Here is a 25562-nt window from a genome sequence, read left to right as displayed (position 1 = left end):
GGGAGTCAGCTCCGGTGCGGCGTCGCGTGCCTGTTGCGAGGCGTGCCTCCGGCCCCGGGGTCTTCCGGGAGCGGGGACGGATGGGGCCTGGATCAGGCCTGGCTCAGGGCCTCCTGGCGCAGTTCCTGATTCGCGGCGATGATGCGGTCGGCGGTCTTCTGACCCATGCGGACCGCGCCGTCGACGTGCTGGTAGCCCTCGGCGGCCAGATCGGAGGAGGACCAGTAGATCGGGCCCACGGCGTCGTGCTGGGACTTGCCGTAGCGGCTCAGGCCACCCAGGTCGTAGCTCGCGGCGTAGGCGCCACGGGTCCACTCCTCGGAGCCCCAGTCGGAGAGGTAGAACACGGACGGGTTCTTGGCCTCTTCGCCCAGGTACACCGCGATGGCGTCCAGGATGGCGGCCTTGCGGTCCTCTTCGCTCAGCTCGAACATGGCGTCGGCCTTCTCGTCGGAGACGAAGCCCACCAGGGTGCCACGGGGATCCTCGTGGTTGGTGTTGTCGTAGACCTCCTGGACGATGGAGTCCGCGCCGAAGCAGGTGCCGGAGAGCCCCTTCTCGCGCCAGAACGGGGTCTCGTACACGGCGTGGACCTTGATGACCAGGCCCAGGGACTGGTGCTGGTGCATCTGGTGCTGGCGGCGGGGCAGCGGCGGGTTGAAGGACACGCGGCTGTAGAGGTTCGGCGGCACGGCCATGATGACGAAGCGGGCGTTGACCACGGCGCGGTCGGACTCGGCCACGACCTTGTAACCGCCGTTGCCGTCCTCGGTGTAGTTGATGGTGCGGACCGGGGAGTCCAGTACGACGTCGTCACCCAGTTCCGCGGCCTGGAGCAGCGAGACCTGCTGCATGCCGCCCACCACGCGCTTGTCCAGGATGAAGTCCTCATCCGTGAGGTTGGTGAAGGAACCCGCGGAGGCGGCCATGAGGATCGCCTGGAGTGCGGAGAAGGCGTGCGCCGGCTTGGTCAGCATGCCACCGGCGATGAACAGGCCGATGTTGTTGCAGGCCTCTTCGTTGCTGGAGTTCTGACGCAGCCAGTGGTGGAAGGAGATGGTGTCGAGTTCGCGGGACTTCGCGTGGGCCCAGGGCTCCTCGGCGCCGATCTCGGCGGCGAGCTCGTCCATGAGGGCGGTGAGACGGTCCATCTCGGCCGCGGTCTCCTCGCTCACCGGGAAGCTGGCGCCGGTGTAGCGGCTGAGCTTGCCGTCGGCGCCCAGGTAGATGGACTCGCCCTCGCGGTAGCGGGAGTACATCTCGAGGCCGAGCTCATCGAGGAGTTCCATGAGCGCGGTCTGGTCCGGGGAGACCCACTGGCCGCCGATTTCGAGCATGGCGCCGTCGATGGTGTCGGTCCAGGTGCGCCCACCCACACGGTCGCGCGCTTCCAGGACGGCCACGCTCAGGCCGGCCTTCTTGAGTCGACGGGCTGCGGTCAGGCCGGACGGGCCGGCGCCGACGATCACGACGTCGCGATCAAGAGTGAGCATTTTTCCTCCAAGTGGATGGGTCAGCGGTGCCGTGACCGTGGTCACTAAATGAACACCATTCATTTAGAATGACTATAACCCATGTGACGCGTCCGGCAAAAGACCCCCGACCGCAGAAGTTCGTCCCGCTAGAGTGGTGCAAGCCCCAGACCTTAACAACGAGGATCCCCATGAGTACCCCCAGCACTGACGACCAGGCCCCCCGTCGGCGCGTGGGCCGGCCCATCAAGGCCGTCCTGACCCATGAGTCGATCGTCCACGCCGCCCTGGAACTGGTGACCATCAAGGGGTATGACGGCCTCACCATGTCCGCCATGGCGAAGAAGCTGGGCGTCTCCCCCTCCGCGCTCTACAACCACGTCACGAACAAGCAGGAGATCCTCATCCTCGTGGAGGACCATCTCGCCGCACAGGTGGATGTGAGCGCCTTCGAGAGCGAGCCGTGGGAGGACGCCGTCCGGCACTGGGCCTGGAGCTACCGCGAGGTCTTCGCCCAGCACACTCCGCTCATCCCGATCATCGCGGTCCTGCCGGTGACCGACGCCCCGCGCACGCTGGCCATGTACGAGGCGGTGAGCGCCGGATTCCGCCAGGCGGGCTTCCCGGAGGCGCGGATCGTCCCCGCCATCGTCGCCCTGGAGTCCTTCATTTTCGGCTCGGCCTACGACGCGACCGCCCCGGCGGACATCTTCAGCACCGGTTCCGAGGGCGAGCGGACCCCGCACTTCACCTCGGCCGTGGCCAGCTTCGAGGAGGCCGAAGGCGGAAGCAACCCGGACCGGGCCTTCACCATGGGCCTCGACGCGCTGATCGGCGGCTTCCGCGCCCTGCTGCCCGCGACGTCGCCCGCTTAGGCGGCCACCGCTCCGTCCAGGTGGAAGAGAGACGTGAAGCGCTCGAGGAGGCGCGCGTCGCCGTCGAGCACGTGAAGGGCGCCGGAGTGCTGCGCCTCAGCCGGGGACAGCGTCCCGGCGATCAGCTCCCGCAATTGAGGCCCGGCGGCGAATTCGACGGCGTCCGACTCGTCTGAGGCTGCTTGCGCCTCCGCCCCGCCGACGACGTCGAGCCGCCCGTCCGCCGCCCGCGCCACGAGCGTGACGTCCCCCAGGTGGAGGGTGAACACCGTGGCGGGAGTGCGCGCGGACGCTTCGGCGTCGAATGCCGTCCGCAACGCCATGGTGAGGGAGTCCGCGGTGACCTCATCGCCCTCCCGCGGCTCCCCCATGGCCTTGAACCCCCAGCGGCCGAGCGCCAGCACCACGTCCTCGAGTTCCCGGCCGTAGGGGGTGAGCTCGTAGACCAGCCCGCAGCGCGGCACGGGGACGCGCCGCACGAGCCCTGCGGCCTGGAGCTCCTTGAGCCGGTCGCTGAGGATGTTCGTGGGGATGCGGCTCAGGCCGTTCTTCAGATCGGAGTAGCGGCGCGGGCCCACCAGGAGATCCCGGACGATGAGCAGCGCCCACCGTTCCCCCACGAGTTCCAGGGCCCGCACCACACCGCAGTACTGGCCGTAATTCCGCGCGGCCATGCGTTTCTCCTTGTCGTCAGTTCCTTCAGCCGGCTGCCTGCTCGGCCACGTGCTCGCCCGGGCCGTTCTCCACGGCCTGCGGCTCCATGTAGACGAACTCGAGGATGTTGCCGTCCGGGTCCTCGATGGAGCGCGAGTACATGAAGCCGAGATCCTGGGGGTCGCGGTGCTCCTTGCCGCCGTTGGCGAGGCCCGCCTCGGCGGTGCTGTCCACGTGATCGCGGGAGTCGCGGCTGATCGCGTTGAGGACCTGGACCTGGGTGGCGGGGTCCACCAGCTCACGCGTGGTGAAGGTGGAGAAGAACTCGCGCCGCAGGATCATGAAGAAGACGTTCTCGTCCAGCACCACACAGGCCGCGTTCTCATCGGTGAAAAGCGGGTTGATGGTGAAGCCGAGGGAGGTGTAGAAGGTCTTGGCCCGATCCAGGTCGCTGGTGGGCAGGTTCACGAAAATCATGGTGCTCACGTCGATACTCCGATGCTGTGATGGCACTTGCTTTTTGCAAGTAACTCCATCGTGACGCGCGGCACGCCGGGTGTCAACGGGTGGGGCGGGACTTTTCAGCGGCGGCCGAACCACAGACGACGGCGACGTGCCGAACGGCGACGTCGGAGCTCCTCCTCTCTGCGATCCTGCTCTTCACGCTCCCTCACGCGGGCCTCTTCCACCCGTGCCGCCTTCCGCTCGGCCCACGCCTCAACGGTCGCCTCGACGTCACGCGGCATGGTGATGAGCGGAGGGCCCGACGGCAGCTCATACCGGGCGCGGATCACGCGCTCGTTGAACTCCTCCACCTCACGCCTGACCTCAGTCCGGCTGAACATGCGGTCGAGTTCGCCGTCCAGCGCGGCGTCATCCTTCCGCAGCTGAATGGACGGCGGCAGGGGCGGCCTGAACCCCTCCCGCCGGAGGAGATTCTTCAGCCACCAATCCGGGTCGTCGTACAGGGTGAGATCGAGAGGCTTGCCCGCGCCGGGCAGGTTGTCGAAATCGCCACGCTCGGTCGCCTGACGGATTCTGGCGTCAGCCATGAGAGCGATCACGACTTCTGGATCGAAGACGAAAGCATGAGGGTTGTAGAACGATGAGGGGATGTCACGGTCGGCCATGATTCCTCCTGACGCAGGCCGCCAATCTTTACCGGTCACCTGTATTATGTCACTTGTATTGAAACGAAGGGATCCACATGCCGAAACTGGTTGATCATCGTGAGCGCCGGGAAGCGATCGCCCACGCGCTGTGGCGGGTCGTCGACCGCGACGGCTGGGCGAAGGCCACGATGCGCGAGGTGGCGCAGGAAGCCGGGGTGTCCCTCGGGCAGCTGCAGCACTATTTCTCGTCTCGCACCGCGATGCTGACTTTCGCCATGGGATTCGACGCGAAAGCGACATCGGACCGGATCGCCGCAGGCCTGCCCACGCTGGGCGAGCAGCCGCATCCACGACAGGTGCTCCGGCTGGTCCTCGAGGAGATGCTCCCCCTGCGCCCCGAAGCGCGCGCCTCCAGTCGCCTGAATGCCGCTTACGTCTTGGAGGCGCTGCACGACGAGGCCCTCAGAGACCAAGCCGGCGCGGGGCTGCGGGACGGACGGACGATGGTCCGCGATCTGCTGCGGCAGGCCATCGCGGACGGACAGATCGACGAGGACCGCGATCCGGAGGTCGAGACCGATCTGATCCTTGCGCTGACCGGATTCACCCCGCTCCTCGAACTGGGCGTGATCCAGCCCGCGGCGGCACTCAGCGCCATCGACGCCCATCTGGACCGGCTCTTCACGGATTGATGCCGAAGGCGGCGGCCGAGGGCACCCTTCGCCCGGCCCGGGCGTCCTCGACCCAGCCCGCCCATCGTTCCCGCAGCCGACCGGACAACAAAAAACTCCCGGTTCAATGAACCGGGAGTTTCCCTTTGTGCGCGAGGGGGGATTTGAACCCCCACGCCCTTTCGGACACTGGCACCTGAAGCCAGCGCGTCTGCCGTTCCGCCACTCGCGCGCACTTCGCTTTCCCCGTGACCGGTGAAAGCAACGGGAACAATCATAACCATGAGGGAGCCGGAATGTGAAATCGGGTTCCGTCCCTTCCTCTCGGTCGCCGGGCCACAGGCTCCGCAGGCCCCGTTCCGCCGCCCCACGGCTGGCATCCGGCCCCTCCCCCTCAGGGCGGAGACCCGGTGGGAAGTTGCTGGGAGTTCGGCCGTTTCGGGGCGTTTAAGGCGATCCGGGGTAGGGGCTGAAGGAGCCTGGACAGTAGTATCGGATTCAATGGCCGGCACTTCGCCGTCGGCCGTCCCTGGGTGATGTCCCTGAGGAAGCGAGAGGAAAGGAGTACGTCATGGGTTTGCTCGATCGTGTTGAACGCGGCCTGGAAAAGGCCGTCCGTGGCGTCTTCAGCGGTGGCTCGAAGGCTCAGCTGCAGCCTGTCGAGATCGCCAGCCTCCTGCGCCGCGAAATGGACAACAAGGTGCTGACCGTCTCCACGAGCCGGAGCATCGCCCCGAACAGTTTCGAGGTCCTGCTGAGCGAGACCGACTACGCCCGCGCCGAGGACTGGGGCACCGCCCTGGCCGAGGAACTGTGCGACGTCGTGATCGCCCACGCCAAGAGCCAGGGGTACACGCTGCCCGGGCCGGTGCGCGTGGCATTCGTCCGCGAACCCACCCTCAAGCCCGGCGACGTGACCGTCCAGTCCCGCGCGGACAAGGCCCAGGGCGCCACGCCCTCGCCGACCCGCGGGTCCGTGCCGCCGTCGGCCCCGGACCGCGCGCCCACCCAGGTCCAGCCCGTGCTGGATCTGAACGACCAGCGCTATTCGCTCAACGCCGCCAGCATCATCCTGGGACGCGCCTCCGACGCCGACATCCCGGTCGATGACACCGGCGTCTCCCGCCGGCACCTTGAGATCCGCACGCAGGGCAATGCCAGCTGGGCCGTGGATCTGGGGTCCACCAACGGCAGCTACATCAACGGCCAGCGGCTGAACGGCAGCATGGAGCTGACCGACGGCTCGGTCATCACCATGGGACGAACCCGGATGATCTTCCGGCTCATTCCCGTCAACCCGGGGAGGAACGCATGAATGAACTCAGCGATCTGACCGTCACGGCACTCCGCTTCGGTTTCCTCCTGCTGATCTGGGTGCTGATCTTCAGCATCGTCTCCGCCATGCGCCGGGACCTCATGATCGGCGGCACGGCCAAGACCGGCGCCCTCACCGCACGCCAGCTCCGCAAGCACCCCGAACTCGCTCAGGCCCAGGCCCCCGTGGCCCGCCAGCAGGCCCGCCACCTCGTGGTCACCGAAGGTCCTCTCGCGGGGACCCACCTGGACCTGGCGTCCAGCCCCATCCTTCTGGGCCGCGCCCAGGAAGCCACGCTGGTCCTCGAGGACGACTACGCCTCGGGACGTCACGCACGCCTCTTCCCTCAGGGCAGCCGCTGGTTCATCGAGGACCTCGGCTCCACGAACGGCACCTATCTCGGCGATCAGCAGCTCACCCGAGCACTGCCCGTTGAGCTGGGCGTCCCGGTCCGGATCGGCAAGACGGTCATCGAATTGAGGCCGTGACCTTGGCATCCGAGGAAAAGACCGCAGAGCTGGGCCCCGAGGGGACCCGGCCGCATCTCGTCATGCGCTACGCCGCACGATCAGATGTGGGGCTCGTGCGCGCCAAGAATGACGATTCGGCCTATGCCGGGCGTCACCTCGCCGTGGTGGCCGACGGCATGGGCGGACACGCGGGCGGCAACGTCGCGTCCGCCTCGACCGTGCTCGATCTGGTCCACCTGGATCATGACGACTACGACGGCGACGCCGGAACCGTCCTCGCGGACGAGATCCAGACCGCGAACTCGATCCTCTCCCAGCTCGTCCATGTCGACCCGCTCCTGGCGGGCATGGGAACCACGGTCACGGCCCTGCTCCTGGCCGACGGGAAGCTCAACTACGCCCACATCGGCGACTCCCGCGCCTACCGCCTCCGCGACGGCGCCTTCGAACAGGTCAGCGTGGACCACACCTTCGTGCAGCGCCTGGTCGATGAGGGCCGGCTGCGCCCCGAGGAAGCCGAAACGCACCCGCACAAGAACGTGCTCATGCGCGTCCTGGGTGATGTGGACGCCAGCCCCGAACTCGACCTCAACGAACTCGAAGCCCGCGAAGGCGACCGCTGGCTGCTCTGCTCCGACGGCCTGAACTTCGTCCCGCACCACATGGTGGAGGCGGTGGTCCGCGGCACCGCGTCAGTCGCCCGCGCCGCCGATCAGCTCATCGAACTCACGCTCGCCGCCGGTTCCCCGGACAACGTCACCGTGATCGTCCTGGACATCATCACCGACGACGCCTCCGCGTCCGCCGCAGCACCGGCCGGAGCCGCCGGCGCCGCAGCCGGGGACAGCGCCGCTGCGGACGCCACTCCCGCCGCGGCTGAGCCTGCGGACGGCGACACCGACGCCACCAGCCCCGGTGACACCGGCACAGAAGCCGGCGCCGACACCGGCGACAAGCCCGGCAAGACAGCCCCGGACCCGTCCTTCACCGAAGGCATCAACACGGTCCTCCTCACCCCGTCCCCCGCCGAGGACACCCGGACCGACCCCAACCTCGGAGCCCACCTGACGGCCGAGGTCCTCCGCCTGGAACTGGAGGCCCGGCCCCACGAACTCGTCGGAGCAGCGGCCCTGGCCCTCGAGACGGGCAAGATCCCCAACATCGCCGGCCGCGCCGTCGCACGGCGCGCGGCGACCGTGCTCACGCACCGGCAGGAGAGCTCGGAGGCGGAGACCGATGAGGAGGCCGTCGCGCCCGCGGCACGGCCGCGCCGTCGCTGGTTCCGCTGGGTCGTCTCACTCGTGGTGGCCGCCGTCCTCGGCGTCGGCCTCTGGTTCGGGTACGCCTGGACCCAGACCCGCTACTACGTGGGCGAGGTGGACGGCCGTGTGGCCATCTACAACGGCGTCTCTCAGCAATTGGGACCCATCAAGCTCTCCACCGTGCACTCGGTGACGGAGATCCAGGTGAGCAGTCTGCCGTCCTTCTCCCAGCAGCGGGTGAAGGAGACCATCCCGGCGCGTGATCTGCCGGACGCCGAGCTGGTGGTGCGAAACCTCAGCCTGGGCCACGACTTCGACGAACGCCAGTGCCCCACGGTGTCCCCGTCGCCGTCGGCGGTTCCGAGTGGCAAGAGCTCGGCAAGCCCGAGCACCGCCACGCCCAAGCCCGGCTCCTCGGCGAGCCCGAAGCCATCCGGCTCGGCGTCGCCCTCCGCCACCGCCACGTCACCCGCAGCCTGTGGAGGTGCCCGATGAGTTCAGCCGCCGCCACTCAGCCGGTCGTGAAGCCCCGCCGCAACATCGAACTGGTGCTCCTGGTCCTCGCCCTCCTGGTCGGGATCGGCGCCAGCGTGATGGTCGGCATCAACAACCCGGACTCCTTCAACAAGGATTTCTGGTTCCAGTCGAGCCTGCTGGTCGTTGCATCCCTCGCGGTGCATATAACATTGCGTCTCCGGGCAAAATATGCCGATCCGTTCATTCTTCCGATCGTGGTCGCGCTGAACGGCCTCGGTCTGGCCATGATCCACCGCCTGGACGGCCCGAAGAGCGACGTCGGCAACACCCAGCTGCGCTGGACGCTCATCGCCGTGGCCTGCACCATCGCGCTCATCTGGTTGCTCCGCGACCATCGACGGCTGCGTCGTTTCACCTACATCTCGCTGGCGGCCAGTGCCGTCCTCCTGGTGCTGCCGCTGGTCCCCGGGCTGTCCGCCGGAGAGATCAACGGCGCCAATCTGTGGATCAAGCTCGGCCCGTTCACGTTCCAGCCCGGTGAGATCGCGAAGATCACGCTGGCGATCTTCTTCGCCGGGTACCTCTCGGTCAACCGCGACCTGATCCTGCTCGCCGGCCGCAAGGTGGGCAAGCTCCAGTTCCCCCGTTTCCGGGACATGGGCCCCATGCTCGCGGCCTGGGCCGTCAGCATCGGCATCCTGGTCCTGCAGCGGGACATGGGAACGTCCTTCATGTTCTTCAGCCTGTTCATGGTGATGATCTACGTGGCCACGGGCCGTGTCAGCTGGGTCATCATCGGCGTGGTCCTCATCGCCGTCGCCGGCATCGTGGCATCGCAGCTGTTCTCCCACGTGAAGTACCGCATGGAGAGCTGGGCCAATGCCTTCGACCCGGAGGTCTACAACCGCGAGTTCGGCGGCAGCGGACAGATCGTGCAGGGCCTCTTCGGCATGGCCGACGGCGGTGTCTTCGGCACGGGTCTCGGCCAGGGCCGCCCTGATCTGGTCCCGTACTCGAACAGCGACATGATCATCGCCTCCTTCGGCGAGGAACTCGGACTCATCGGCCTGATCGCGATGGTCCTGCTCTACCTGCTGCTCATCACCCGCGGCTTCCGCGCGGCCCTCGGCACCCGCGACTCCTTCGGCAAGCTGCTCGGCGTCGGGCTGTCCTTCGTCATGGCCGTCCAGTGCTTCGTGGTCATCGGCGGCGTCACCCGGCTCATCCCGCTCACCGGCCTGACCACGCCGTTCCTCGCGGCCGGCGGTTCGTCCCTGCTGGCGAACTGGATCGTGGTCGGCCTGCTGCTCATGATCTCCAATGTGGCCCGGGGCCCGATCGACACCAGCCCGCTGCGAGACGGTGAGGCCCCCGCAGGTGGCGCGTCCGCCACCGCCGAAGCCCCGTCCCGGCCCGCCACACCCGCCCTGGGCACCGCACATAGCAGTCAGACGGCGCAGAGCGGTCAGGAGGTGCACCCGTGAACCAGTCCATCCGCAATGCGTGGATCGCCACCGTCGCGCTCTTCGCCCTGCTGTTAGGCGCCATCAGCTACATCCAGGTGATCGGCGCGCAGGACCTCAACACCAACGCCCTGAACAGCCGCGCCCTCATGCGCAGTCTGTGCAGCGATCGCGGCACCATCCTGGCCGGCGGCCAGCCCATCGCGGAGTCGGTGCCCGGTAACGAATCCTGCAAGTCCAAGCGGAGCTACCCCGGAGGGGCGGTCTACGCCGGCATCACGGGCTACTTCTCCAACGGCAGCACGGGGTCCACCGGCCTGGAACGCCAGCTCAACGGCGCCCTCACCGGCGACTCGGACCAGCAGTTCCTCGAACGCGTGCGCCAGCTGTTCCTCGGCAAGCAGCCGCAGGGCGCCAACGTCGAGACGACGATCGACCCCAAGATCCAGAAGCTCGCCTACGATCTCCTCCCGGATGACATCGAAGGCTACGCCGTGGTCCAGAACCCCAAGACCGGCGCGATCCTGGCCATGGTCTCGAAGCCGTCCTACGACCCCAACACGGTCGCGACCCTGGACGACGACGCGGCACGGGCCGCCAAGGCCAAGCTGGACGCCACCAAGGGCATCAACCTGTACCAGAACGTCTCCGGTCCCACGGGCGCGCTCATGGCTCCGGGATCCGTCTTCAAGCTCATCGACACGGCGGCCGCCCTCGAATCCGGCAAATACACCAAGGACTCGGTGCTGCCGAACCCGGCGGAGATGACCTTCCCCGGCCTGCAGTACACCCTGCCGAACTACCGCGGCGGCCAGTGCTACGCCAAGGACAAGGCCGGATTCGACTTCGCCCTGGCCAACTCCTGCAACACCCCGTTCGCCAGCATCGCGCTGGACCTGGGCGAGAAGAAGATCGCGGACACGGCGAAGAACTTCGGCATCGGCCAGGATCTCGGCGACCGGCTGGACCTGCAGTACGCCCAGAGCCGGTTCCCCACCGATCTGGACAAGCCGCAGCTGGCCCAGTCGGCCATCGGCCAGTACAACGTCCAGGTGACGCCGCTGCAGATCTCCATGCTGACCAGCGCCATCGCCAACGGCGGCGTCCAGATGAAGCCGCAGCTCGTGAAGGCCCTCCGTGCTCCGGATCTGCGCGTGCTCGCCGAGTACAAGCCCGAGCCGCTGCGGACCGCCACGAGCCCCGAGGTCGCCCGCCAGATCACCGACTGGATGGTGGGCGTGGTGGACAACGGTCTGGCCGCGCCGGCCGCGATCCCCGGGGTCAAGGTGGCGGCGAAGACCGGCACCGCCGAGCTCACGGCGGACGACTACAACAACTCCTGGTTCACCGGGTTTGCCCCGGCGGACAATCCCCAGGTGGTCGTGACCCTCGCCTTCCACGGCGTGAACTCGGCCACCGGAGCGCAACTGACCAGTCCTAACGCGAAGAAACTCTTTGAGGCGGTGTTGAACAAGTGAGGCCAACGTCTGGAATCACTCTCGGCGGGAGGTACCGCCTGACCACGCGCATTGCCATCGGTGGCATGGGCGAGGTCTGGAGTGCGCAGGACCAGGTCCTGGGGCGCACGGTCGCCATCAAGATCCTCAAAGAGGAATACACGGGCGATCCCGGCTTCCTCGAGCGCTTCCGCAACGAGGCCCGTCACACGGCGCTGCTGAACCACGAAGGCATCGCGAACGTCTTCGACTACGGCGAAGAAGGCGGCTCCGCCTACCTCGTCATGGAACTCGTGCCGGGTGAGCCGCTGTCGACCATCATCGAGCGCGAGCACGTCCTCAGCCCCGACCTGACGCTGAACATCATCGCCCAGACCGCGCGGGCCCTCGCCGTCGCGCATGAAAAGGGCCTGGTCCACCGTGACGTGAAGCCGGGCAACCTGCTCATCACGCCGGACCGGCACGTGAAGATCACCGACTTCGGCATCGCGCGCCTGGCCGACCAGGTGCCGCTCACGCAGACCGGACAGGTCATGGGCACCGCCCAGTACCTGGCGCCGGAGCAGGCCACTGGCCAGACGGCCACGGGTTCCAGCGACATCTACTCACTGGGCATCATCGGCTACGAGTGCCTCACGGGCCACCGCCCGTTCTCCGGCGAATCGCAGATCGCGATCGCCCTCGCCCAGGTCAATGACGCGCCGCCGCCCCTGCCGGACTCGCTGGCCAAGCCCATCCGGGCCCTCCTGATGTCGATGCTGGCCAAGGATCCGGCGAACCGTCCGGCGGACGCCCTCAAGCTCGCGGAGGCGGCCGAGGCCATCCGCCGCGGCGACATCGACGCGGCGCACCGCGCGGTGCCCGGCATGCTCCTGTTCGAGTCGACCACTGGCCCGATCACGGCTCCGGTGGACGTGCAGCAGACGGCGGCCACCACGGTGGTCCCTCCCGTGAGCGCCACGACGGCGACCTCCGCCCTGCCGGTCGTCCCTCCCGAGCAGCTGACGGCTGAGCGGAACTGGCTGACCGACGACGAAGAGGACTACGAGGAGCCGACTCCCGAGCGCGAGGAGAAGAAGCGCAGCGCCTGGATCTGGCCGCTGATCATCCTCGCCGTGCTGGCGGTGCTGATCTTCCTGGGTGTGTGGCTGAGCTCGGCCGGGTTCTTCAGCCCGAAGTCGGGCACCTCCAGCGCCCCGGTCACACCGCCCAGCACAGTCGCCACCACGGCGAGCCGGACGCCGTCGGAGACGCCCAGCAGCCCCACGCCGAGCGAGACGCCGTCCACCCCGGACACCGTCAACATCATCCCGGACGCGTACAACGGCCGTGACATCAACACGGTCCGCAACGAGCTCATCGCCCTCGGCCTCCAGGTGGACGCCAAGGGTGTGGAGAACAAGGAGGCCTCGGGCACCGTCATCGACGTCAACCCGGCCGGCCCGGTCGCCAAGGGCAGCAAGGTCACGGTCACCTACTCCACCGGCCCGGAGATGGTCGCTGTTCCGAATCTGAACGGCACGGTCACGGACGCACAGGTCCGTCAGGCGCTCACCAGCGCCGGTCTCGTCCCGCAGGCGGGCTCCGGTTCGGTGTCCTCCGGCACCGTGACGTTCAACCCGCCGTCGGGCACCGAGGTGGCCAAGGGCAGCACGGTGACGTTCACCATCACCGCCTCCGAGCCGCCCACCACCCCGACGCCCAAGCCCTCGGGCTCGCCCACTCCCTGAGTCCTGGCCGCCCCGAGCGGCTCTTCCCAGCAGTTAGGAGTTTCACCTGTCCACCGGCACACGCGTCCTCAACGGACGCTACGAACTCGGCGATCTGATCGGTCGCGGCGGCATGGCCGACGTGTACCGAGGCACAGACCTGCGCCTGGGCCGGGATGTCGCGGTGAAAATCCTGCGTGCGGATCTTGCCCGGGACCCTCAGTTCCTGGCGCGGTTCCGGCGTGAGGCGCAATCGGTGGCGGGCCTGAACCACGCCTCGATCGTGGCCGTCTACGACTCCGGCGAAGAACTTCAGGGCGACGGCGTGGACGGCGTGAAAGCCCCGTACATCGTCATGGAGATCGTCCAGGGCGAGACGCTCAAGGACCTCCTGAAGGCAGGGAAGGTCTCGCTCGATCAGGCCGTGGAGTACACCCTCGGCGTGCTCGCGGCCCTGGAGTACAGCCACAAGGCCGGGATCGTGCACCGCGACATCAAGCCCGGCAACGTCATGGTCCGCAGCGACTCCGGCCGGGTCAAGGTGATGGACTTCGGCATCGCCCGGGCCGTCACGGACTCCTCGGCCACCATGACCCAGACCCAGGCCGTGGTCGGCACCGCCCAGTACCTCTCCCCGGAACAGGCCCTCGGCGAGACGGTGGACGCCCGCAGCGACCTCTACTCGGCCGGCTGTCTGCTCTACGAACTGCTGACCGGCAAACCCCCGTTCCAGGGCGACAGCCCCGTCTCCGTGGCGTATCAGCACGTCCAGGGCATCGCGGTGCCGCCCAGCAAGCTCAATCCAGAGGTCAGCGGGGCCCTGGACTCCGTGGTGGCCAAGGCCATGCGGAAGAAGCGGGAGGACCGTTTCGCCGACGCCGCGGCCTTCCGGCGCGCCCTGCGCGCCGCCCTCGGAGGCGTGGCCGTGCACGACGCGCCCCAGGACTCCACCGCGGCGAACCTCGTGGCCGTCCCGGCGGATGCGGTCACGGCCGCCGTCGAGCAGCCGACGACGGCGCGTCACCGCGCCGCGTCGGCCCAGACCGGCGATTCCACCACGGCCCTGGCCCAGGTTCCGGAGCATGGCGCCGGACACGGGGCCGAAGCCGCCGCGGACGCCACCCTCGCCCCGTACGGCACGGCCGAGGACGCCCTCACGCTGACGCAGGACCAGCTCCGCGTGCTCCTGCCGGAGATCCGGAACCTGCCCGAGGTGCAGCAGGCCCAGCGCAAGCACCGCCGTCATCGCCGGGGTCTCATGGTCACCATCTGGATCTTCGTGCTCATGGTGCTGGGCGGCGCCGGCTTCGGGATCTACAGCTGGCTCACTCGGCCGGTACCGGTCGAACTGGTCGCGGTTCCGGCCGTGGCACAGCTCAATGAGTCGGCGGCCATGCAGAAGCTCTACGACGCCCGCCTCCAGCCGAAGGTGACCCATGTGGCGAGCGCGACCGTCCCGGAAGGCACGGCCATCGAGACGGATCCCCGGGAAGGGGAGATGATCGAGGTCAACCGGGACGTGAAGCTCGTGGTGTCGGCCGGGCCGACGGCTGTCCCGATCCCCGACAAGCTGCAGGGGCAGAGTGAGGCAGCCGTCCGGGACATCCTGCGCGCCGCGGGCCTCAAGAGCACGCCGGTGACGATCTTCGCGGACAGCGCCACCGTCCCGGCCAATCAGGTCATCGCCACCAAGCCGGCCTCCGGTCAGACGGTGTCGGTCAACGGCGCGGTGCAGATCATCGTCTCGACGGGCAAGGTCGAGGTGCCGGAGCTGCGGGGCCAGACCGTGGACCAGGCCACCACCGTCCTGGAGGGCCTGGGCCTGCAGGTCCGCGTCGAGGAGAAGGACAACTCGGTGGTCCCCGCGGGCCAGGTCACCGGTCAGAGCGTGGCGGCCAAGGAGCGGATCGATCAGGGCGGCACCGTGCTGCTGACGGTCGCCCGCAAACCCCCGCCGCCGCCCACGCCGAGCAGCACCCCGTCGTCCACCCCGAGCGGGAAGCCGACGACGGACGGCGGCTGACGCTCCCGCCGCCCGTCGACGTCGCACCCCTCGCGGCGGACATGGCGGCAGACACGGAAGAGCCCCCAGAACCATCCGGTCCTGGGGGCTCTTCCGTGCACGGCTCTTCCCTACGGGCCATAGGCGGCTCCGCCGGTCGCGCTACTTCCGGATCAGCGGCGACAGGGTGGACGCCTTGGCGGCGGCCCCCGTCAGGCCGAGCGATTCCAGCCAGTTCCCAAGCATCTGATAGCCACCCTCGGTGAGGACGGATTCGGGGTGGAACTGAACGCCGCAGAGGGGCGCGGTGCGGTGGCGCAGGGCCATGATGACGCCGTTGGCGGTCTGCGCGGTGACCTCGAGTTCCGCGGGGATCGAGTCGTTCTCCGCGGCGAGCGAGTGGTACCGGGTGGCCGTGAAGGGCGACGGCACGTCGGCGAAGAGCGGATCCGTCCCGTGCTCCACCTGTGAGGTCTTCCCGTGCATGAGCTCGGGGGCGTGGGAGACGGTCCCGCCGTACGCCTCGGCGAGGGCCTGGTGGCCCAGGCAGACGCCGAGCATCGGCTTGGCGTGCTCTCCGCACCACTTGATCAGCTCGATGCACACGCCGGCGCCCGCGGGGTTGCCGGGGCCGGGGGAGACCAGGACGCCGTCGCGGCCGGCGGCCAGCTCGATGGCTTCCTCGAGCGAGACGTCATCATTGCGGACCACCGTGGTGTCCGCGCCGAGTTCCTGGAGGTAGCCCACCAGGGTGTAGACGAAGCTGTCGTAGTTGTCGATGACCAGGATTGAAGTGCTCATGGGCGTTGCGCGGAACCAATCGTCGAGTCGGTGAAGGAGGTGAACTGGGCCATCCAGGGGAAGAGGAACTGGACCATGAGGAACAGGGCCACGGCCACGAGGATCAGGGACTGGAGGACCCTGAGCCAGAGCGGCCCGGGAAGATGGCGGAAGATCCAGGAGTACATTCGGTCAGCCCTTTCCGGAAACCTTGGCCACGAGCGGTGCGATCTCCCGCGGCGCTCCCGCGCTCAGAGGACGCCAGCTCTCCATCACCGAATAGGCGATGATGCGCTCCGCGGAGCCGAACCGTGGATTGCAGCTCGTCATGGTCATCAGGCGCTCCTTCGGCTGAGCCCCGGGGATCGTGGGAACCGGGAGGATCACGTCCACGCGGTTCGGCAGGACGATCTCGGTGTTGCGGTACACGTACGTGTAGAAGCCTTCACGGGTCTGGACGTAGATCTTGTCGCCGGGCTGCAGCAGGTGGATGTTGTCCAGCACCGAGCCGTGGGTCTGCCGGTGCCCGGCCAGGGCGAAGTTCCCCACCGCGCCGGGCATGGCGGTCTTGTCATAGTGGCCGAGTCCCAGGGTGTCCAGGACGTCCTGGCTCGTGCCCTGGATGAGCGGGCGCGAGTAGTCGGCGCCGAACCGCGGCACATAGACGACGCCGAGCATCTCCCCATGGGGCTGCGCCTGGGCCACGCGCGGGGTGCCGTAGTCGCGGTCGCCGGCGCCGGCCGGCGGGGCCGCGGGCGGGGTGAACTGCCGGGTGAAGCTCTGGACGGCCTGTTCCTGCTGATGATCCGCCGTCACGTTCGTCCACCAGAGGTCCCAGCCGACGAACAGCAGAAGGACCAGTCCCGCGGTCATGAGGAGCTCACCCACCACCTGGATGACTTTGCGCACCCGAGCCTCCTCTTCGCTGGACCCTCAGGTCCTTGACGGCACACGCTCAGATCGGCCAGGGTTCCAGCGGCTACCATTGGAGTCTGAACCGCTTGCGCCCCGGCGTCCGCGGCCGGTCCAGCGTGTCCCAGCAGGATATCAAGACCGGCTGGTCGTCCGCTTAACACCAATGGAGGAGCCCCATGCCTGAGTCGAAACAGCGACGCCGCGTGTCCCGCCCGGCCGCCGCCACCCAGGGCAAGGCGATCAAGCCGACCCCCACCTGGTACAAGGCTGTCATGTTCGGCCTCATGATCCTCGGCCTGCTCTGGATCATGACCTTCTACATCTCCAGCGGCCTCCTGCCGATCCCGGCGCTGAGCGGCTGGAACATCGGCGTCGGCTTCGGTCTGCTCCTGGTCGGATTCCTCATGACCACCCGCTGGCGGTCCTGAACCACACCGGCCCTGTCGTCAGGACCCGTCCCCATCGGGGGCGGGTCCTGCGTCGTTTCCGGGCAGGTCCTCCTCCGGGTGCGCCCGGCCCGCGGGCAGGGTTCTCCCCGACTCGTCCACAACATCACAGGCAAGTTATCCACAGTGGGGATATATCTGTGGGAAAACCTGCTCTTCACACCGTCGGCCGCCCGATCCCCGCATTTCCGGCACCCTGACTTACACAGGTGTAAGTTACCCACAGTGGGGACAAGCTGTGGAAAAAGCGCCAGGACCCCTTGGCCAAACATGTTACTGACGAGTAACATAGTGGCGTGAACCACAGTTCCCAGGCCGAGGCCTTCCCCTTGCTGTTCAGCCCGCTCACCGTCGACGGCGTCCGGCTGAAGAACCGCATCATCATGGGTTCCATGCACACGGGGCTCGAGGACCACCGCAAGGACGCGGACGCCCTCGCGGCCTTCTACGCCGAGCGCGCCCGCGGCGGCGCCGGGCTGATCGTGACCGGCGGCTACGCCCCGACGCTCAGCGGTTGGCTCTCGCCTTTCGGGTCCAGCCTCACGTCCCGTCGCCAGCTCGGCGCCCACCGCACCGTCACGGAGGCGGTCCACCGCGACGGCGGCCGCATCGCCTTGCAGATCCTGCACGCCGGCCGCTACGGCCACCACCCGCTCATCGTCGCGCCGTCGCGGCTCAAGGCGCCCATCACCCCCTTCACGCCGCGCGCCCTCAGCACCCGCGGCGTCGAGCGCCAGATCGACGGCTTCGTCCGCTGCGCGCGGCTGGCGCAGGCCGCAGGGTACGACGGCGTCGAGATCATGGGCGGGGAGGGCTACTTCATCAACCAGTTCCTCAGCTCGCGCAGCAACCAGCGCACCGATGAGTGGGGCGGGAGCCCAGCCGCGCGGCGTCGTGTGCCTGTGGAGATCGTGCGCAGGATCCGCGCTGCGGTCGGGGACGGCTTCATGGTCCTGTTCCGGCTCTCCATGGCGGACCTGGTCCCTCAGGGCCAGACCCAGGAGGAGATCCTGGACCTGGCACGCGAACTCGAAGCGGCCGGCGCCGGGATGATCACCACCGACATCGGCTGGCATGAGTCCCGCGTCCCCACGATCGTCACCTCCGTGCCGCGCGCCGCGTTCACCGAATTCACCGAAGTGGTCGCCAAGGCCGTGAGCATCCCCGTGGCGGCGTCGAACCGCATCAACATGCCGGCTGTCGCGGAAGAGATCCTGGCCGGAACCGGCATTCAGGCGGTCTCGCTGGCACGTCCCATGCTCGCTGATCCGGAATGGTCCCTCAAGGCCGCGACCGGACGCGTGGACGAGATCAACACGTGCATCGGCTGCAACCAGGCGTGCCTCGACCACGCATTCTCGGGCCGCAAGGTCAGCTGCCTGGTCAATCCGCGTGCGGGGCGCGAACTCACCCTAACCCTGGGGCCGACCGTGCTCCGCAAGCGCGTCGCCGTCGTCGGGGCCGGGCCGGCCGGACTCGCCACCGCGGTGACGGCCGCCGAACGCGGCCACTCCGTCACGCTCTTCGAAGCGGGGGACACGATCGGCGGACAGTTCGGCATCGCCCAGCGCATCCCCGGCAAGGAGGAGTTCTCCGAAACCCTGCGGTACTACACGCGGCGCCTGGAGCTGCTCGGCGTGGAGGTGCGCCTCAACGAGCGGGCCACGGCTCAGGAACTGGCGGGCGCCTTCGACGAGGTCGTCGTGGCGACCGGCGTCGAACCCCGCATGCCGGCCATTCCGGGGATCGAGCACCCCAGCGTCATGAGCTACGCGGAACTCGTCCGGGGCGCCCGCCAGGCCGGGTCCCGCGTGGCCGTGATCGGGGCCGGCGGCATCGGGGTGGATGTCTCCGAGTTCCTCACCCATCAGGAGTCGCCGAGCCTGGATCTGGACCTGTGGCGCCGGGAGTGGGGCGTCAGCACCGACCCCGACGCCCCGGGCGCCCTGGAGCGTCCCGAACACCAGCCCAGCCCCCGCACTGTGTACCTGCTGCAGCGCCGTGAGGGCAAGATCGGCGCGGGACTGGGCAAGACCACCGGATGGGTGCACCGCGCCTCCCTGAAAGCCAAGGGCGTGGTGCAGCTGAGCGGCGTCAACTACGAGAAGATCGACGACGCCGGCCTGCACCTCAGCTTCGGCGCCGAGCGGAAGGATCCACGCGTCCTCGCGGTGGACAGTGTGGTGATCTGCGCCGGACAGGAGTCCGTGAATTCGCTGGCCGGGGAACTGGAGCGGCTCGGACAGAGCGTGCATGTGATCGGCGGAGCGGCCCTCGCCGCGGAGGTCGATGCCAAGCGCGCCATCCGCGAAGGCACGGAACTCGCCGCGGCGTTCTGAGCCGGCACACTGGTGGCCCTGCAACGGGCCACCCTGCCCACCGCCGTCGTTCTAAGTGAGCGTCCACTCTGGGTTACACACACCCTCTGCATAGAGGATGACGGAGTTATCCACAGGTGTGGATAGAAACTGTGGGAAACCACACTCGGAGCCGCCATGGCGGGGATCCGGGTTCGATGATGCGTCATAGACCGTTCCACAGAAAGCCACAGCTGTGGACATCCCCTGTGGATAGACCATCGGGAAGGCCCGAGCGTCGACCCGGTGCCGCAACGCTCGGGCCGATCACCCCACAGGATCACGCCGCAGCGTGCCCACAGCGGGCAGAAGCCGATGAGATCCTCGCCCACAAATCCACAAAAAAATCCCCAGATGTTATCCACAGGAGTGGATAACATCTGGGGATTTCCCGGAGACCGGCTCAATCCCGGACTCGATGCCCCTGAACTACAAGGCTGTAACTTATTAACACTGTGGACAACCCCTGTGGATTACGGGAGCGGCAGCGTGCTGTCCTTCCACACGGTCAGGATGATGAGAACCACGGTCACCAGGCCCAGTCCGAGCCACTGCCAGAGCGGCGCCCGCTGGGAGCGTCCGGTGCCCACGATGACGGCCGCGCACGCCGCTCCCGTGACCAGACCGCCCAGGTGGGCCTGCCAGGCGATGCCGGGCACCAGGAAGCCGAAAGCCAGGTTGATCCCGAGCAGCACCCAGAGCTGCGTCATCTGCCCACCACGACGGCGCTGGACCAGCAGCATGGCGCCGAAGAGCCCGAAGATCGCACCCGAGGCGCCGACGACGCCGACCACCGGCAGCCAGGGGGTCAGCAGGAGGTAGCCCACGGAGCCGCCCACCGCGGAGATGAGATACAGCGCCAGGTACCGCGCTCGTCCGAGCAGCGGCTCCAGGGCCTGACCGAAGATCCACAGGGTGTACATGTTCAGGGCGAGATGCAGGATGTTGCCCTGTGAGTGCAGGAAGGCCGAGGTGACCATGCGCCACGGCTCAGAGCCCGCATAGATGTTCGCGAACGCGAAATTCTGGAAGATGAAGTCCCCGGGGATCAGCCACTGCAGGGCGTAGACCGCCACGCAGGCGGCGATGATCCCCCAGGTGACCACGGGGCGGCCGGAGGCCACGGCCCCGCCGAACGCACCGCGCACGCGCGGCGCCGTCGCCTGCGCCTCACGGACGCAATCGACGCATTGAACCCCGACGGCCGCCGGCCTCTGGCATTCCGGGCAGGCCGGTCGTCCACAGCGCTGGCAGCTCACATAGGAGACTCGGTCAGGATGGCGTGGACAGACAGGGACCGGTCCGGCCGCCGGGGTTCCGTAACTCATGCGGTTTTAGAGCTGCTCGATCTCGATGCTCTTGATGACCACGTCCTCGACCGGACGGTCGCCCATCCCGGTGCGGACGCCCTCGATCGCGTCGACGACCTTGCGGGACTCCTCGTCAGCCACCTCACCGAAGATGGTGTGCTTGCCCTGCAGCCAGGTGGTGGGGATGGTGGTGATGAAGAACTGGGAACCGTTGGTGCCCTGGCCCATCTGGATGCCGGCGTTGGCCATGGCCAGCTTGTAGGGCTCGTTGAAGTTCAGTTCGGGGTGGATCTCGTCATCGAAACGGTAGCCGGGGCCGCCGACGCCGCGGCCGAGGGGATCGCCGCCCTGGATCATGAAGTCCTTGATGATGCGGTGGAAGATGGTTCCGTCGTACAGCGGGGTGCCGGTCTTGTCCTCGCCCGTCTCCGGGTGGGTCCAGGCCTGCTCGCCGGTGGCGAGACCGACGAAGTTCTTGACCGTCTTGGGCGCGTGGTTGCCGAAGAGGTTGACGACGATGTCGCCCTGGTTGGTGTGGATGGTTGCCTTGGCGGTTGCAATACTCATACCCCTGATTCTCCCACGCAGCGCTGAAGGGGTCCTGGACGCGGGCCGGGTTCTGCGGTGGGTGAAATCTTGCGCCGCGATACATTCCACATAGCCGCACATCAGGAAATGCAACTAGGCTGGCTGCTAAGGACACCAAGCACTGCAGAGTGCCTGCCGGTCGCCGTCATGGGACTGACGGGCTTCACTCCACAGGAAGTGTTGATGCTAGGAGGCACCATGAAAAAGACCGTCAATTCCGCACGGGACCTTGAGCAGGGCGTGACGCAGGGCATCGAACAGGCCCGTGACTGGGCGGCGCCGCGTGTCGAAGCCGCCGTGAACTGGGCTGTTCCCCGCATCCAGCAGGGCATCGAAACGGCCTCGCCGAAGATCCAGGACGGCCTCAAGAGCGCGGCCCACAACCTGGCCGACGGCGTCGCGACCGTGACCCCCCGCATTCAGGAGGGCCTGGCCCACCTCGGCCCGAAGATCCACGACGCCGTGGAGGAGGCCAGCCCGCGCATTCAGGAAGCCCTGGACAAGACCACCCCGGCTCTCGCCACCGCCCGGGACAAGGTGGTGGGTGAATACCTTCCCCTGATCTCGGAGCAGCTCGGCAAGGCATCCGACGCCGTCCACCACGGCCTGGAGCAGGCTCCGGAGCAGATCGACGCCGTCGCCCGCCGCTTCTCCGATTCCCCCGTGGTCAACCAGCTGCAGGAGCAGGCCTCCGAACTCGGCCAGCAGGGCCGCCAGATCGCGTCGGCCGCCGCGGAAGCAGCGAACCAGCAGCTGGCCAAGCCTCAGAAGGGCAAGAAGAAGGGCCTTCTGGTCTTCGCGGTGATCGGCGCCGCGGTCGCGGCCGGCGTGGCCGTCTGGAAGGCCTCGCGCCCCACGCAGGATCCGTGGAAGGTCCCGGCGGACCGTCCTCAGGACCGCCCCGCCCAGTCCTCCGGCCCCGCACACAGCGCACCCGCCGTCGTCGAGGCCGTCAAGGACGCCGGCGAGAAGGTCGCCACCAAGGCCCAGCACGTCGCCGAGAAGGCTGGTGAGGCCGCCGAAGCCGGTGTGAAGGAGGCCAAGGCCGCCGTGGAGGAGACCGCGGAGAAGGCATCCGGGTCCGCTTCCGAGGTGAGCGAACGCGCCCGCACCACGGCACGCCGCGCCGCCGAGAAGATCCACGAGGCCAGCCAGAAGACCGCCGAAGCGGGCAAGGCGAAGGTCGAAGAAGCCAAGGACAAGGCCGAAGAGGTCGCCTCTGACGTGAAGGACGCTGCGGACGGCAAGTAGCGCTGCACACAGAAAGTGCACCCCAAGACGCCCCGTCGGCAACCGTGCCGGCGGGGCGTCTTGCTATGTTTGAGGGATCAAGCCCCATCGGGCGTATCCGTGTTTTGGAAATCGAGGACTGAGTGAACCGGCCCAGTGTGTCGATCGTGATCCCCGCCTACAACGAGGAAAGCGTCATCCGCCAGTGCCTGACGGCGGCCATCTATCAGAGTTCCCCGGCTCACGAGATCATCGTGGTGGACAACAAGTCCACGGACCGGACGGCGGAGATCGTCCGCTCCATGCAGCTGGAATACCCCGAATCGCCCATTCACCTGGTCGCGCAGAACGACGCCCAGGGGCTCATCCCCACCCGCAACGCCGGCCTGGACTACGGCAGCGGTGAAGTGCTCGGCCGGATCGACGCCGACTCCGTCCTGGAGCCCGAATGGGTCGAGCAGGTGCAGAACGCCTTCCTGGACCCCACCGTGCAGGCGGCCACCGGCCCCGTGCTCTACTACGACATGCCGCTGCGCCGCTGGGGCCAGAAAGCCGACGACCGGATGCGGCAGCTCATGCTGCGCCTGGCCCGCCACGAGTACCACTTCCTGTTCGGCTCCAACATGGCCCTGCGGAAGAGCGCCTGGGAGATCATCCGCTCCGAGACGTGCCTGGACGAGAAGGACGAGATGCATGAGGACATCGACCTCTCACTGCATCTGGCCGAGCACAGCCTCCGCGTCCAGTACGTCCCCACCATGGTCTCGGGGATGTCCGCACGCCGGCTGGAGGATTCGCCCCGGGATTACAGCTACTACGTGACCCGCTTCGACCGCACCTACAAGGCGCACAACATCAAGAAGATCGCCCTGAAGGCGCCCATGGTGGTGTTCTACTCGGTCTACTTCCCGGCGAAGATCCTCCGCGCCATCCACAGCGCGACGGCGGCCGTCCCGGAGCGCGGCGGGCTCTAGGGGCGGCAGGCCCCGCCTGCCGGGCCACCGCCCGGCGGCGTCAGTCGATGGGGGCTTCCGCGAGCTTCTCCCGCTTGCCACGCTGCCCGGCGATGACGATCGCGAGGCCGGCGATGATCAGGGCCAGCCCCGCATAGGTCCCCGCCGGCAGCACCTCGTGCAGGAACACCGCCGCCAGGATCGCCGCTCCGGGGATCTCCAGCAGCACCAGCATGGACACCACCAGCGCGCTCATGTGGCCCACCAGGTAGTTCAGCGAGGTGTGGCCCAGGAGCTGCGCGGCCACCGTGATGGCCAGGATGCCGAGCCAGCCGTTGAGCTCGAACCCGACCAGCGGCTGTCCTGAAACGAGCGCCAGCACCAGGACCACCAGGGCGCAGAACGCGTAGCAGATGCCCGTGTAGGCGCCCGTGGTCATGTCCTCCCGGGCTTTGCTGCCGGCCAGCGTGTACACGCCCGCCAGGATGCCGCCCAGGATCGCCAGGATGTCGCCCCACAGCGCCTGCGGGGAGGACCCCATGTCGAAGCCCGTGATCGCCACGACGCCCAGGAACGAGACGCCGAGGCCTGCCAGAACGTGCCAGGAGTGCCTGGTGCCGCGGAACAGCTGGATGAGGGCGATCCAGGCCGACTGCAGGCAGACGAGCGCGGTGGAGGCCGCCACGCTGGTCAGTTCGAGCGAGTAGAAGAAGCAGACGAAGTGGAACGCCAGCGCGATGCCCGCGACGCCGCTCCACACGAGGGATCGGCGGTTCACCCGGGTGAAGGACTGCGGACGGCGTGCCAATTCGGGAGCCCCCATCACGACGGCGGCGATCGCGTTGCGCCAGAAGGCGATGGCGATCGCTCCGACCGTGGTGCCCGCGAGCGTGGCGGAGACCAGCGGTCCCGAGGCGGAGACTCCGAGGATGCCCAGCGTGGCCATCAATGCGTTCATGCCTCAGCCTTCCGCCGTCGTCGTCGTGGGGGCAAAACAAAAGGACCGTCTTGCGACGATCCTTTTGTGATGGTGGAGGCAAGGGGACTCGAACCCCTAACCCCCTGCTTGCAAAGCAGGTGCGCTACCAATTGCGCCATGCCCCCAGAATCCCGGTCAGGAAACCGAATCGGTTCCTTGCTTCCAGGCACCCTTCTGGGCTTCGGACTCCCGGGCCTTCTTCACGATGACCACGGAAGCGACTGCCAGTGCGATGACGAGCAATTTCTTCATGGTGCCTCGTTCCGTGAACTCGGTGTTCCGTGGGCGTACCAGGACTTGAACCTGGGACCTCTTCGTTATCAGCGAAGCGCTCTAACCGCCTGAGCTATACGCCCCCACAGCCTACGAGTCTCCTCGATCGGGCCGAGATAAGACTTTACAGGACTTCCCTGCCCAAGCCAAATCGGCCGGGACACCGTCCACACGGTGTCCCGGCCGATCAGAGGCTGGCTTTCGAAGAGGCTGCTCAGTCGTCCGTGAGCGTGACGCCCACGCCGCCCACCAGGGTGGCGGCGAGGTTGTACAGCACGGCGGACAGCGTCGAGATGGCTGTCAGGAGCACGACGTTCACCACGGCGATGATCGTGGAGAAGGAGACGACCTGGCCGAGCGAGGCGACCTTCCGGAGATCGAAGCCGCCGCTTTCGCTGCCGGCCACGTCACCCACGAGCTTGTTCACCTGGTTGAAGATGCCGGTCAGGTCCAGCACGGTCCACAGGACCAGGGCGGCCACCACGGTCACGATGCCCAGCGCCACGGAGAGCAGGAAGGACATCTTCAGCACCGACCACGGGTCGACCTTGCTGATCATGAGCTTCGCGCGGCGCACCTTCGCCTTGGGCGCGGGCTTCACGAGCCCCGCGGTGGCAGCGGAGGCAGCCGGACCCTGCGCGGGCCGCGCCTGAGCCGGACGAGCCTGAGCCGGACGCGAAGCGTTCGCCGGGCCGGCCGGAGCCGAACCCTGCGATGCCGCACCGGTGGCGCCCGGGACGGGAGACTTGCTCACGGCCGGGGCCGGACGCGAGGCGGGAGCCTGACGCGGCT

General features: G+C 67.9%; 25 protein-coding genes and 3 tRNA genes. 13 read left to right on the top strand and 15 right to left on the bottom strand.

Going from position 1 to position 25562, the window contains the following annotated elements; genetic code table 11:
- Positions 1 to 92: 92 nt before the first annotated feature.
- A complete protein-coding gene (locus tag P9849_RS00140; protein ID WP_278267740.1) occupies positions 93 to 1493 on the bottom strand; it encodes an NAD(P)/FAD-dependent oxidoreductase in 1401 nt (466 codons plus the stop codon).
- A gap of 170 nt (positions 1494 to 1663) precedes the next feature.
- On the opposite strand from P9849_RS00140, the gene P9849_RS00135 reads away from it, so the two are divergent.
- On the top strand, positions 1664 to 2347 hold the full coding sequence (locus tag P9849_RS00135; RefSeq protein ID WP_278267739.1) for a TetR/AcrR family transcriptional regulator C-terminal domain-containing protein: 684 nt from the start codon (positions 1664 to 1666) through the stop codon (positions 2345 to 2347).
- On the opposite strand, the gene P9849_RS00130 is transcribed toward P9849_RS00135, so the two are convergent.
- The 3 genes from P9849_RS00130 to P9849_RS00120 form a co-directional block, all read right to left on the bottom strand.
- Positions 2344 to 3021, bottom strand: a complete 678-nt coding sequence (locus tag P9849_RS00130) for a helix-turn-helix domain-containing protein (protein WP_278267738.1) — start codon at positions 3019 to 3021, stop codon at positions 2344 to 2346. The genes P9849_RS00135 and P9849_RS00130 overlap by 4 nt on opposite strands.
- Before the next feature lie 25 nt (positions 3022 to 3046).
- Entirely contained in the window at positions 3047 to 3478 is a 432-nt protein-coding gene (locus P9849_RS00125) for a VOC family protein (RefSeq protein WP_278269183.1), read from the bottom strand.
- Positions 3479 to 3582: 104 nt separating this feature from the next.
- Complete coding sequence (locus P9849_RS00120; protein WP_278267737.1) at positions 3583 to 4131, bottom strand: DUF1992 domain-containing protein; 549 nt, start codon at positions 4129 to 4131, stop codon at positions 3583 to 3585.
- Between the two features lie 77 nt (positions 4132 to 4208).
- Here P9849_RS00120 and P9849_RS00115 point away from each other — a divergent pair, with 77 nt between their 5' ends.
- On the top strand, positions 4209 to 4805 hold the full coding sequence (locus tag P9849_RS00115) for a TetR family transcriptional regulator C-terminal domain-containing protein (RefSeq protein WP_278267736.1): 597 nt from the start codon (positions 4209 to 4211) through the stop codon (positions 4803 to 4805).
- 128 nt (positions 4806 to 4933) lie between these two features.
- On the opposite strand, the gene P9849_RS00110 is transcribed toward P9849_RS00115, so the two are convergent.
- Positions 4934 to 5016, bottom strand: a tRNA-Leu gene (locus P9849_RS00110).
- 339 nt (positions 5017 to 5355) lie between these two features.
- Between P9849_RS00110 and P9849_RS00105 the strand changes: the two genes are divergently transcribed.
- The 7 genes from P9849_RS00105 (at position 5356) to pknB (ending at position 14960) form a co-directional block, all read left to right on the top strand.
- On the top strand, positions 5356 to 6099 hold the full coding sequence (locus tag P9849_RS00105; RefSeq protein WP_278267735.1) for a DUF3662 and FHA domain-containing protein: 744 nt from the start codon (positions 5356 to 5358) through the stop codon (positions 6097 to 6099).
- A complete protein-coding gene (locus P9849_RS00100) occupies positions 6096 to 6587 on the top strand; it encodes an FHA domain-containing protein (RefSeq protein WP_278267734.1) in 492 nt (163 codons plus the stop codon). Before P9849_RS00105 ends, P9849_RS00100 begins: the two co-directional genes overlap by 4 nt.
- A gap of 62 nt (positions 6588 to 6649) precedes the next feature.
- Positions 6650 to 8326: a protein phosphatase 2C domain-containing protein gene (locus tag P9849_RS00095; protein WP_278269182.1), complete on the top strand. Its 1677-nt coding sequence runs from the start codon at positions 6650 to 6652 to the stop codon at positions 8324 to 8326.
- The gene (locus P9849_RS00090; RefSeq protein WP_278267733.1) at positions 8323 to 9792 is read left to right on the top strand and encodes an FtsW/RodA/SpoVE family cell cycle protein; all 1470 of its coding nucleotides are present in this window, start codon (positions 8323 to 8325) and stop codon (positions 9790 to 9792) included. The genes P9849_RS00095 and P9849_RS00090 overlap by 4 nt, the downstream gene beginning before the upstream one ends.
- Complete coding sequence (locus tag P9849_RS00085; RefSeq protein ID WP_278267732.1) at positions 9789 to 11249, top strand: penicillin-binding transpeptidase domain-containing protein; 1461 nt, start codon at positions 9789 to 9791, stop codon at positions 11247 to 11249. Before P9849_RS00090 ends, P9849_RS00085 begins: the two co-directional genes overlap by 4 nt.
- Positions 11246 to 12958, top strand: a complete 1713-nt coding sequence (locus P9849_RS00080) for a protein kinase (protein ID WP_278267731.1) — start codon at positions 11246 to 11248, stop codon at positions 12956 to 12958. Before P9849_RS00085 ends, P9849_RS00080 begins: the two co-directional genes overlap by 4 nt.
- 112 nt (positions 12959 to 13070) lie before the next feature.
- The gene (gene pknB, locus P9849_RS00075) at positions 13071 to 14960 is read left to right on the top strand and encodes a Stk1 family PASTA domain-containing Ser/Thr kinase (RefSeq protein ID WP_278267730.1); all 1890 of its coding nucleotides are present in this window, start codon (positions 13071 to 13073) and stop codon (positions 14958 to 14960) included.
- 141 nt (positions 14961 to 15101) lie between these two features.
- Here pknB and P9849_RS00070 read toward each other — a convergent pair whose 3' ends face one another.
- From P9849_RS00070 to P9849_RS00060, 3 genes are read right to left on the bottom strand one after another with little or no spacing between them, the layout of a single operon-like run.
- A complete protein-coding gene (locus P9849_RS00070; protein WP_278267729.1) occupies positions 15102 to 15740 on the bottom strand; it encodes a gamma-glutamyl-gamma-aminobutyrate hydrolase family protein in 639 nt (212 codons plus the stop codon).
- On the bottom strand, positions 15737 to 15907 hold the full coding sequence (locus P9849_RS00065; protein ID WP_278267728.1) for a hypothetical protein: 171 nt from the start codon (positions 15905 to 15907) through the stop codon (positions 15737 to 15739). The genes P9849_RS00070 and P9849_RS00065 overlap by 4 nt, the downstream gene beginning before the upstream one ends.
- A 4-nt stretch (positions 15908 to 15911) precedes the next feature.
- Positions 15912 to 16628, bottom strand: a complete 717-nt coding sequence (locus P9849_RS00060) for a class E sortase (RefSeq protein ID WP_278267727.1) — start codon at positions 16626 to 16628, stop codon at positions 15912 to 15914.
- 182 nt (positions 16629 to 16810) lie between these two features.
- Between P9849_RS00060 and P9849_RS00055 the strand changes: the two genes are divergently transcribed.
- Positions 16811 to 17062 (top strand): cell division protein CrgA, encoded by a 252-nt coding sequence (locus P9849_RS00055; RefSeq protein WP_278267726.1) that lies wholly within the window; start codon positions 16811 to 16813, stop codon positions 17060 to 17062.
- A 314-nt stretch (positions 17063 to 17376) separates the two neighbouring features.
- Positions 17377 to 19419 (top strand): NADPH-dependent 2,4-dienoyl-CoA reductase, encoded by a 2043-nt coding sequence (locus P9849_RS00050; RefSeq protein WP_278267725.1) that lies wholly within the window; start codon positions 17377 to 17379, stop codon positions 19417 to 19419.
- 491 nt (positions 19420 to 19910) lie between these two features.
- Here P9849_RS00050 and P9849_RS00045 read toward each other — a convergent pair whose 3' ends face one another.
- Together P9849_RS00045 and P9849_RS00040 are read right to left on the bottom strand one after the other, a co-directional pair.
- The gene (locus P9849_RS00045) at positions 19911 to 20765 is read right to left on the bottom strand and encodes a rhomboid family intramembrane serine protease (RefSeq protein ID WP_278267724.1); all 855 of its coding nucleotides are present in this window, start codon (positions 20763 to 20765) and stop codon (positions 19911 to 19913) included.
- Between the two features lie 6 nt (positions 20766 to 20771).
- Positions 20772 to 21314, bottom strand: a complete 543-nt coding sequence (locus P9849_RS00040; RefSeq protein WP_066213542.1) for a peptidylprolyl isomerase — start codon at positions 21312 to 21314, stop codon at positions 20772 to 20774.
- A gap of 219 nt (positions 21315 to 21533) precedes the next feature.
- Here P9849_RS00040 and P9849_RS00035 point away from each other — a divergent pair, with 219 nt between their 5' ends.
- Positions 21534 to 22586: a hypothetical protein gene (locus tag P9849_RS00035; RefSeq protein WP_278267723.1), complete on the top strand. Its 1053-nt coding sequence runs from the start codon at positions 21534 to 21536 to the stop codon at positions 22584 to 22586.
- Positions 22587 to 22708: 122 nt separating this feature from the next.
- On the top strand, positions 22709 to 23539 hold the full coding sequence (locus tag P9849_RS00030) for a glycosyltransferase family 2 protein (protein WP_278267722.1): 831 nt from the start codon (positions 22709 to 22711) through the stop codon (positions 23537 to 23539).
- Between the two features lie 40 nt (positions 23540 to 23579).
- Here the strand turns inward: P9849_RS00030 and P9849_RS00025 are convergent, their stop codons facing one another.
- From P9849_RS00025 to P9849_RS00005, 5 genes are all read right to left on the bottom strand, one after another.
- On the bottom strand, positions 23580 to 24476 hold the full coding sequence (locus P9849_RS00025) for a DMT family transporter (protein ID WP_278267721.1): 897 nt from the start codon (positions 24474 to 24476) through the stop codon (positions 23580 to 23582).
- Between the two features lie 70 nt (positions 24477 to 24546).
- Positions 24547 to 24622: transfer RNA gene (locus P9849_RS00020), tRNA-Ala, on the bottom strand.
- Between the two features lie 10 nt (positions 24623 to 24632).
- Positions 24633 to 24749: a DLW-39 family protein gene (locus tag P9849_RS00015; RefSeq protein WP_278267720.1), complete on the bottom strand. Its 117-nt coding sequence runs from the start codon at positions 24747 to 24749 to the stop codon at positions 24633 to 24635.
- 30 nt (positions 24750 to 24779) lie between these two features.
- Positions 24780 to 24853: transfer RNA gene (locus P9849_RS00010), tRNA-Ile, on the bottom strand.
- 131 nt (positions 24854 to 24984) lie between these two features.
- Positions 24985 to 25524 (bottom strand): DUF3566 domain-containing protein, encoded by a 540-nt coding sequence (locus P9849_RS00005; protein ID WP_278269181.1) that lies wholly within the window; start codon positions 25522 to 25524, stop codon positions 24985 to 24987.
- Positions 25525 to 25562 lie beyond the last annotated feature (38 nt).

Origin of the sequence: Arthrobacter sp. Y-9 (genome assembly GCF_029690065.1) — a bacterium.
Classification (GTDB): domain Bacteria; phylum Actinomycetota; class Actinomycetes; order Actinomycetales; family Micrococcaceae; genus Arthrobacter_E.
The sequence above is the reverse complement of the archived record's forward strand: the minus strand, read 5'-3'. Positions and strand labels throughout refer to the sequence as shown.

Bases quoted from the DNA above. Each gene is read 5' to 3' on its own strand.
- P9849_RS00055 (WP_278267726.1), top strand. From the start codon at position 16,811: ATGCCTGAGTCGAAACAGCGACGCCGCGTGTCCCGCCCGGCCGCCGCC.
- P9849_RS00090 (WP_278267733.1), top strand. From the start codon at position 8,323: ATGAGTTCAGCCGCCGCCACTCAGCCGGTCGTGAAGCCCCGCCGCAAC.
- P9849_RS00095 (WP_278269182.1), top strand. From the start codon at position 6,650: ATGCGCTACGCCGCACGATCAGATGTGGGGCTCGTGCGCGCCAAGAAT.
- P9849_RS00040 (WP_066213542.1), bottom strand. From the start codon at position 21,314: ATGAGTATTGCAACCGCCAAGGCAACCATCCACACCAACCAGGGCGAC.
- P9849_RS00015 (WP_278267720.1), bottom strand. From the start codon at position 24,749: ATGAAGAAATTGCTCGTCATCGCACTGGCAGTCGCTTCCGTGGTCATC.
- P9849_RS00105 (WP_278267735.1), top strand. From the start codon at position 5,356: ATGGGTTTGCTCGATCGTGTTGAACGCGGCCTGGAAAAGGCCGTCCGT.
- P9849_RS00065 (WP_278267728.1), bottom strand. From the start codon at position 15,907: ATGTACTCCTGGATCTTCCGCCATCTTCCCGGGCCGCTCTGGCTCAGG.
- pknB (WP_278267730.1), top strand. From the start codon at position 13,071: ATGGCCGACGTGTACCGAGGCACAGACCTGCGCCTGGGCCGGGATGTC.
- P9849_RS00140 (WP_278267740.1), bottom strand. From the start codon at position 1,493: ATGCTCACTCTTGATCGCGACGTCGTGATCGTCGGCGCCGGCCCGTCC.
- P9849_RS00125 (WP_278269183.1), bottom strand. From the start codon at position 3,478: ATGATTTTCGTGAACCTGCCCACCAGCGACCTGGATCGGGCCAAGACC.
- P9849_RS00035 (WP_278267723.1), top strand. From the start codon at position 21,534: ATGAAAAAGACCGTCAATTCCGCACGGGACCTTGAGCAGGGCGTGACG.
- P9849_RS00025 (WP_278267721.1), bottom strand. From the start codon at position 24,476: ATGAACGCATTGATGGCCACGCTGGGCATCCTCGGAGTCTCCGCCTCG.
- P9849_RS00120 (WP_278267737.1), bottom strand. From the start codon at position 4,131: ATGGCCGACCGTGACATCCCCTCATCGTTCTACAACCCTCATGCTTTC.
- P9849_RS00130 (WP_278267738.1), bottom strand. From the start codon at position 3,021: ATGGCCGCGCGGAATTACGGCCAGTACTGCGGTGTGGTGCGGGCCCTG.
- P9849_RS00100 (WP_278267734.1), top strand. From the start codon at position 6,096: ATGAATGAACTCAGCGATCTGACCGTCACGGCACTCCGCTTCGGTTTC.
- P9849_RS00135 (WP_278267739.1), top strand. From the start codon at position 1,664: ATGAGTACCCCCAGCACTGACGACCAGGCCCCCCGTCGGCGCGTGGGC.
- P9849_RS00115 (WP_278267736.1), top strand. From the start codon at position 4,209: ATGCCGAAACTGGTTGATCATCGTGAGCGCCGGGAAGCGATCGCCCAC.
- P9849_RS00070 (WP_278267729.1), bottom strand. From the start codon at position 15,740: ATGAGCACTTCAATCCTGGTCATCGACAACTACGACAGCTTCGTCTAC.
- P9849_RS00045 (WP_278267724.1), bottom strand. From the start codon at position 20,765: ATGAGTTACGGAACCCCGGCGGCCGGACCGGTCCCTGTCTGTCCACGC.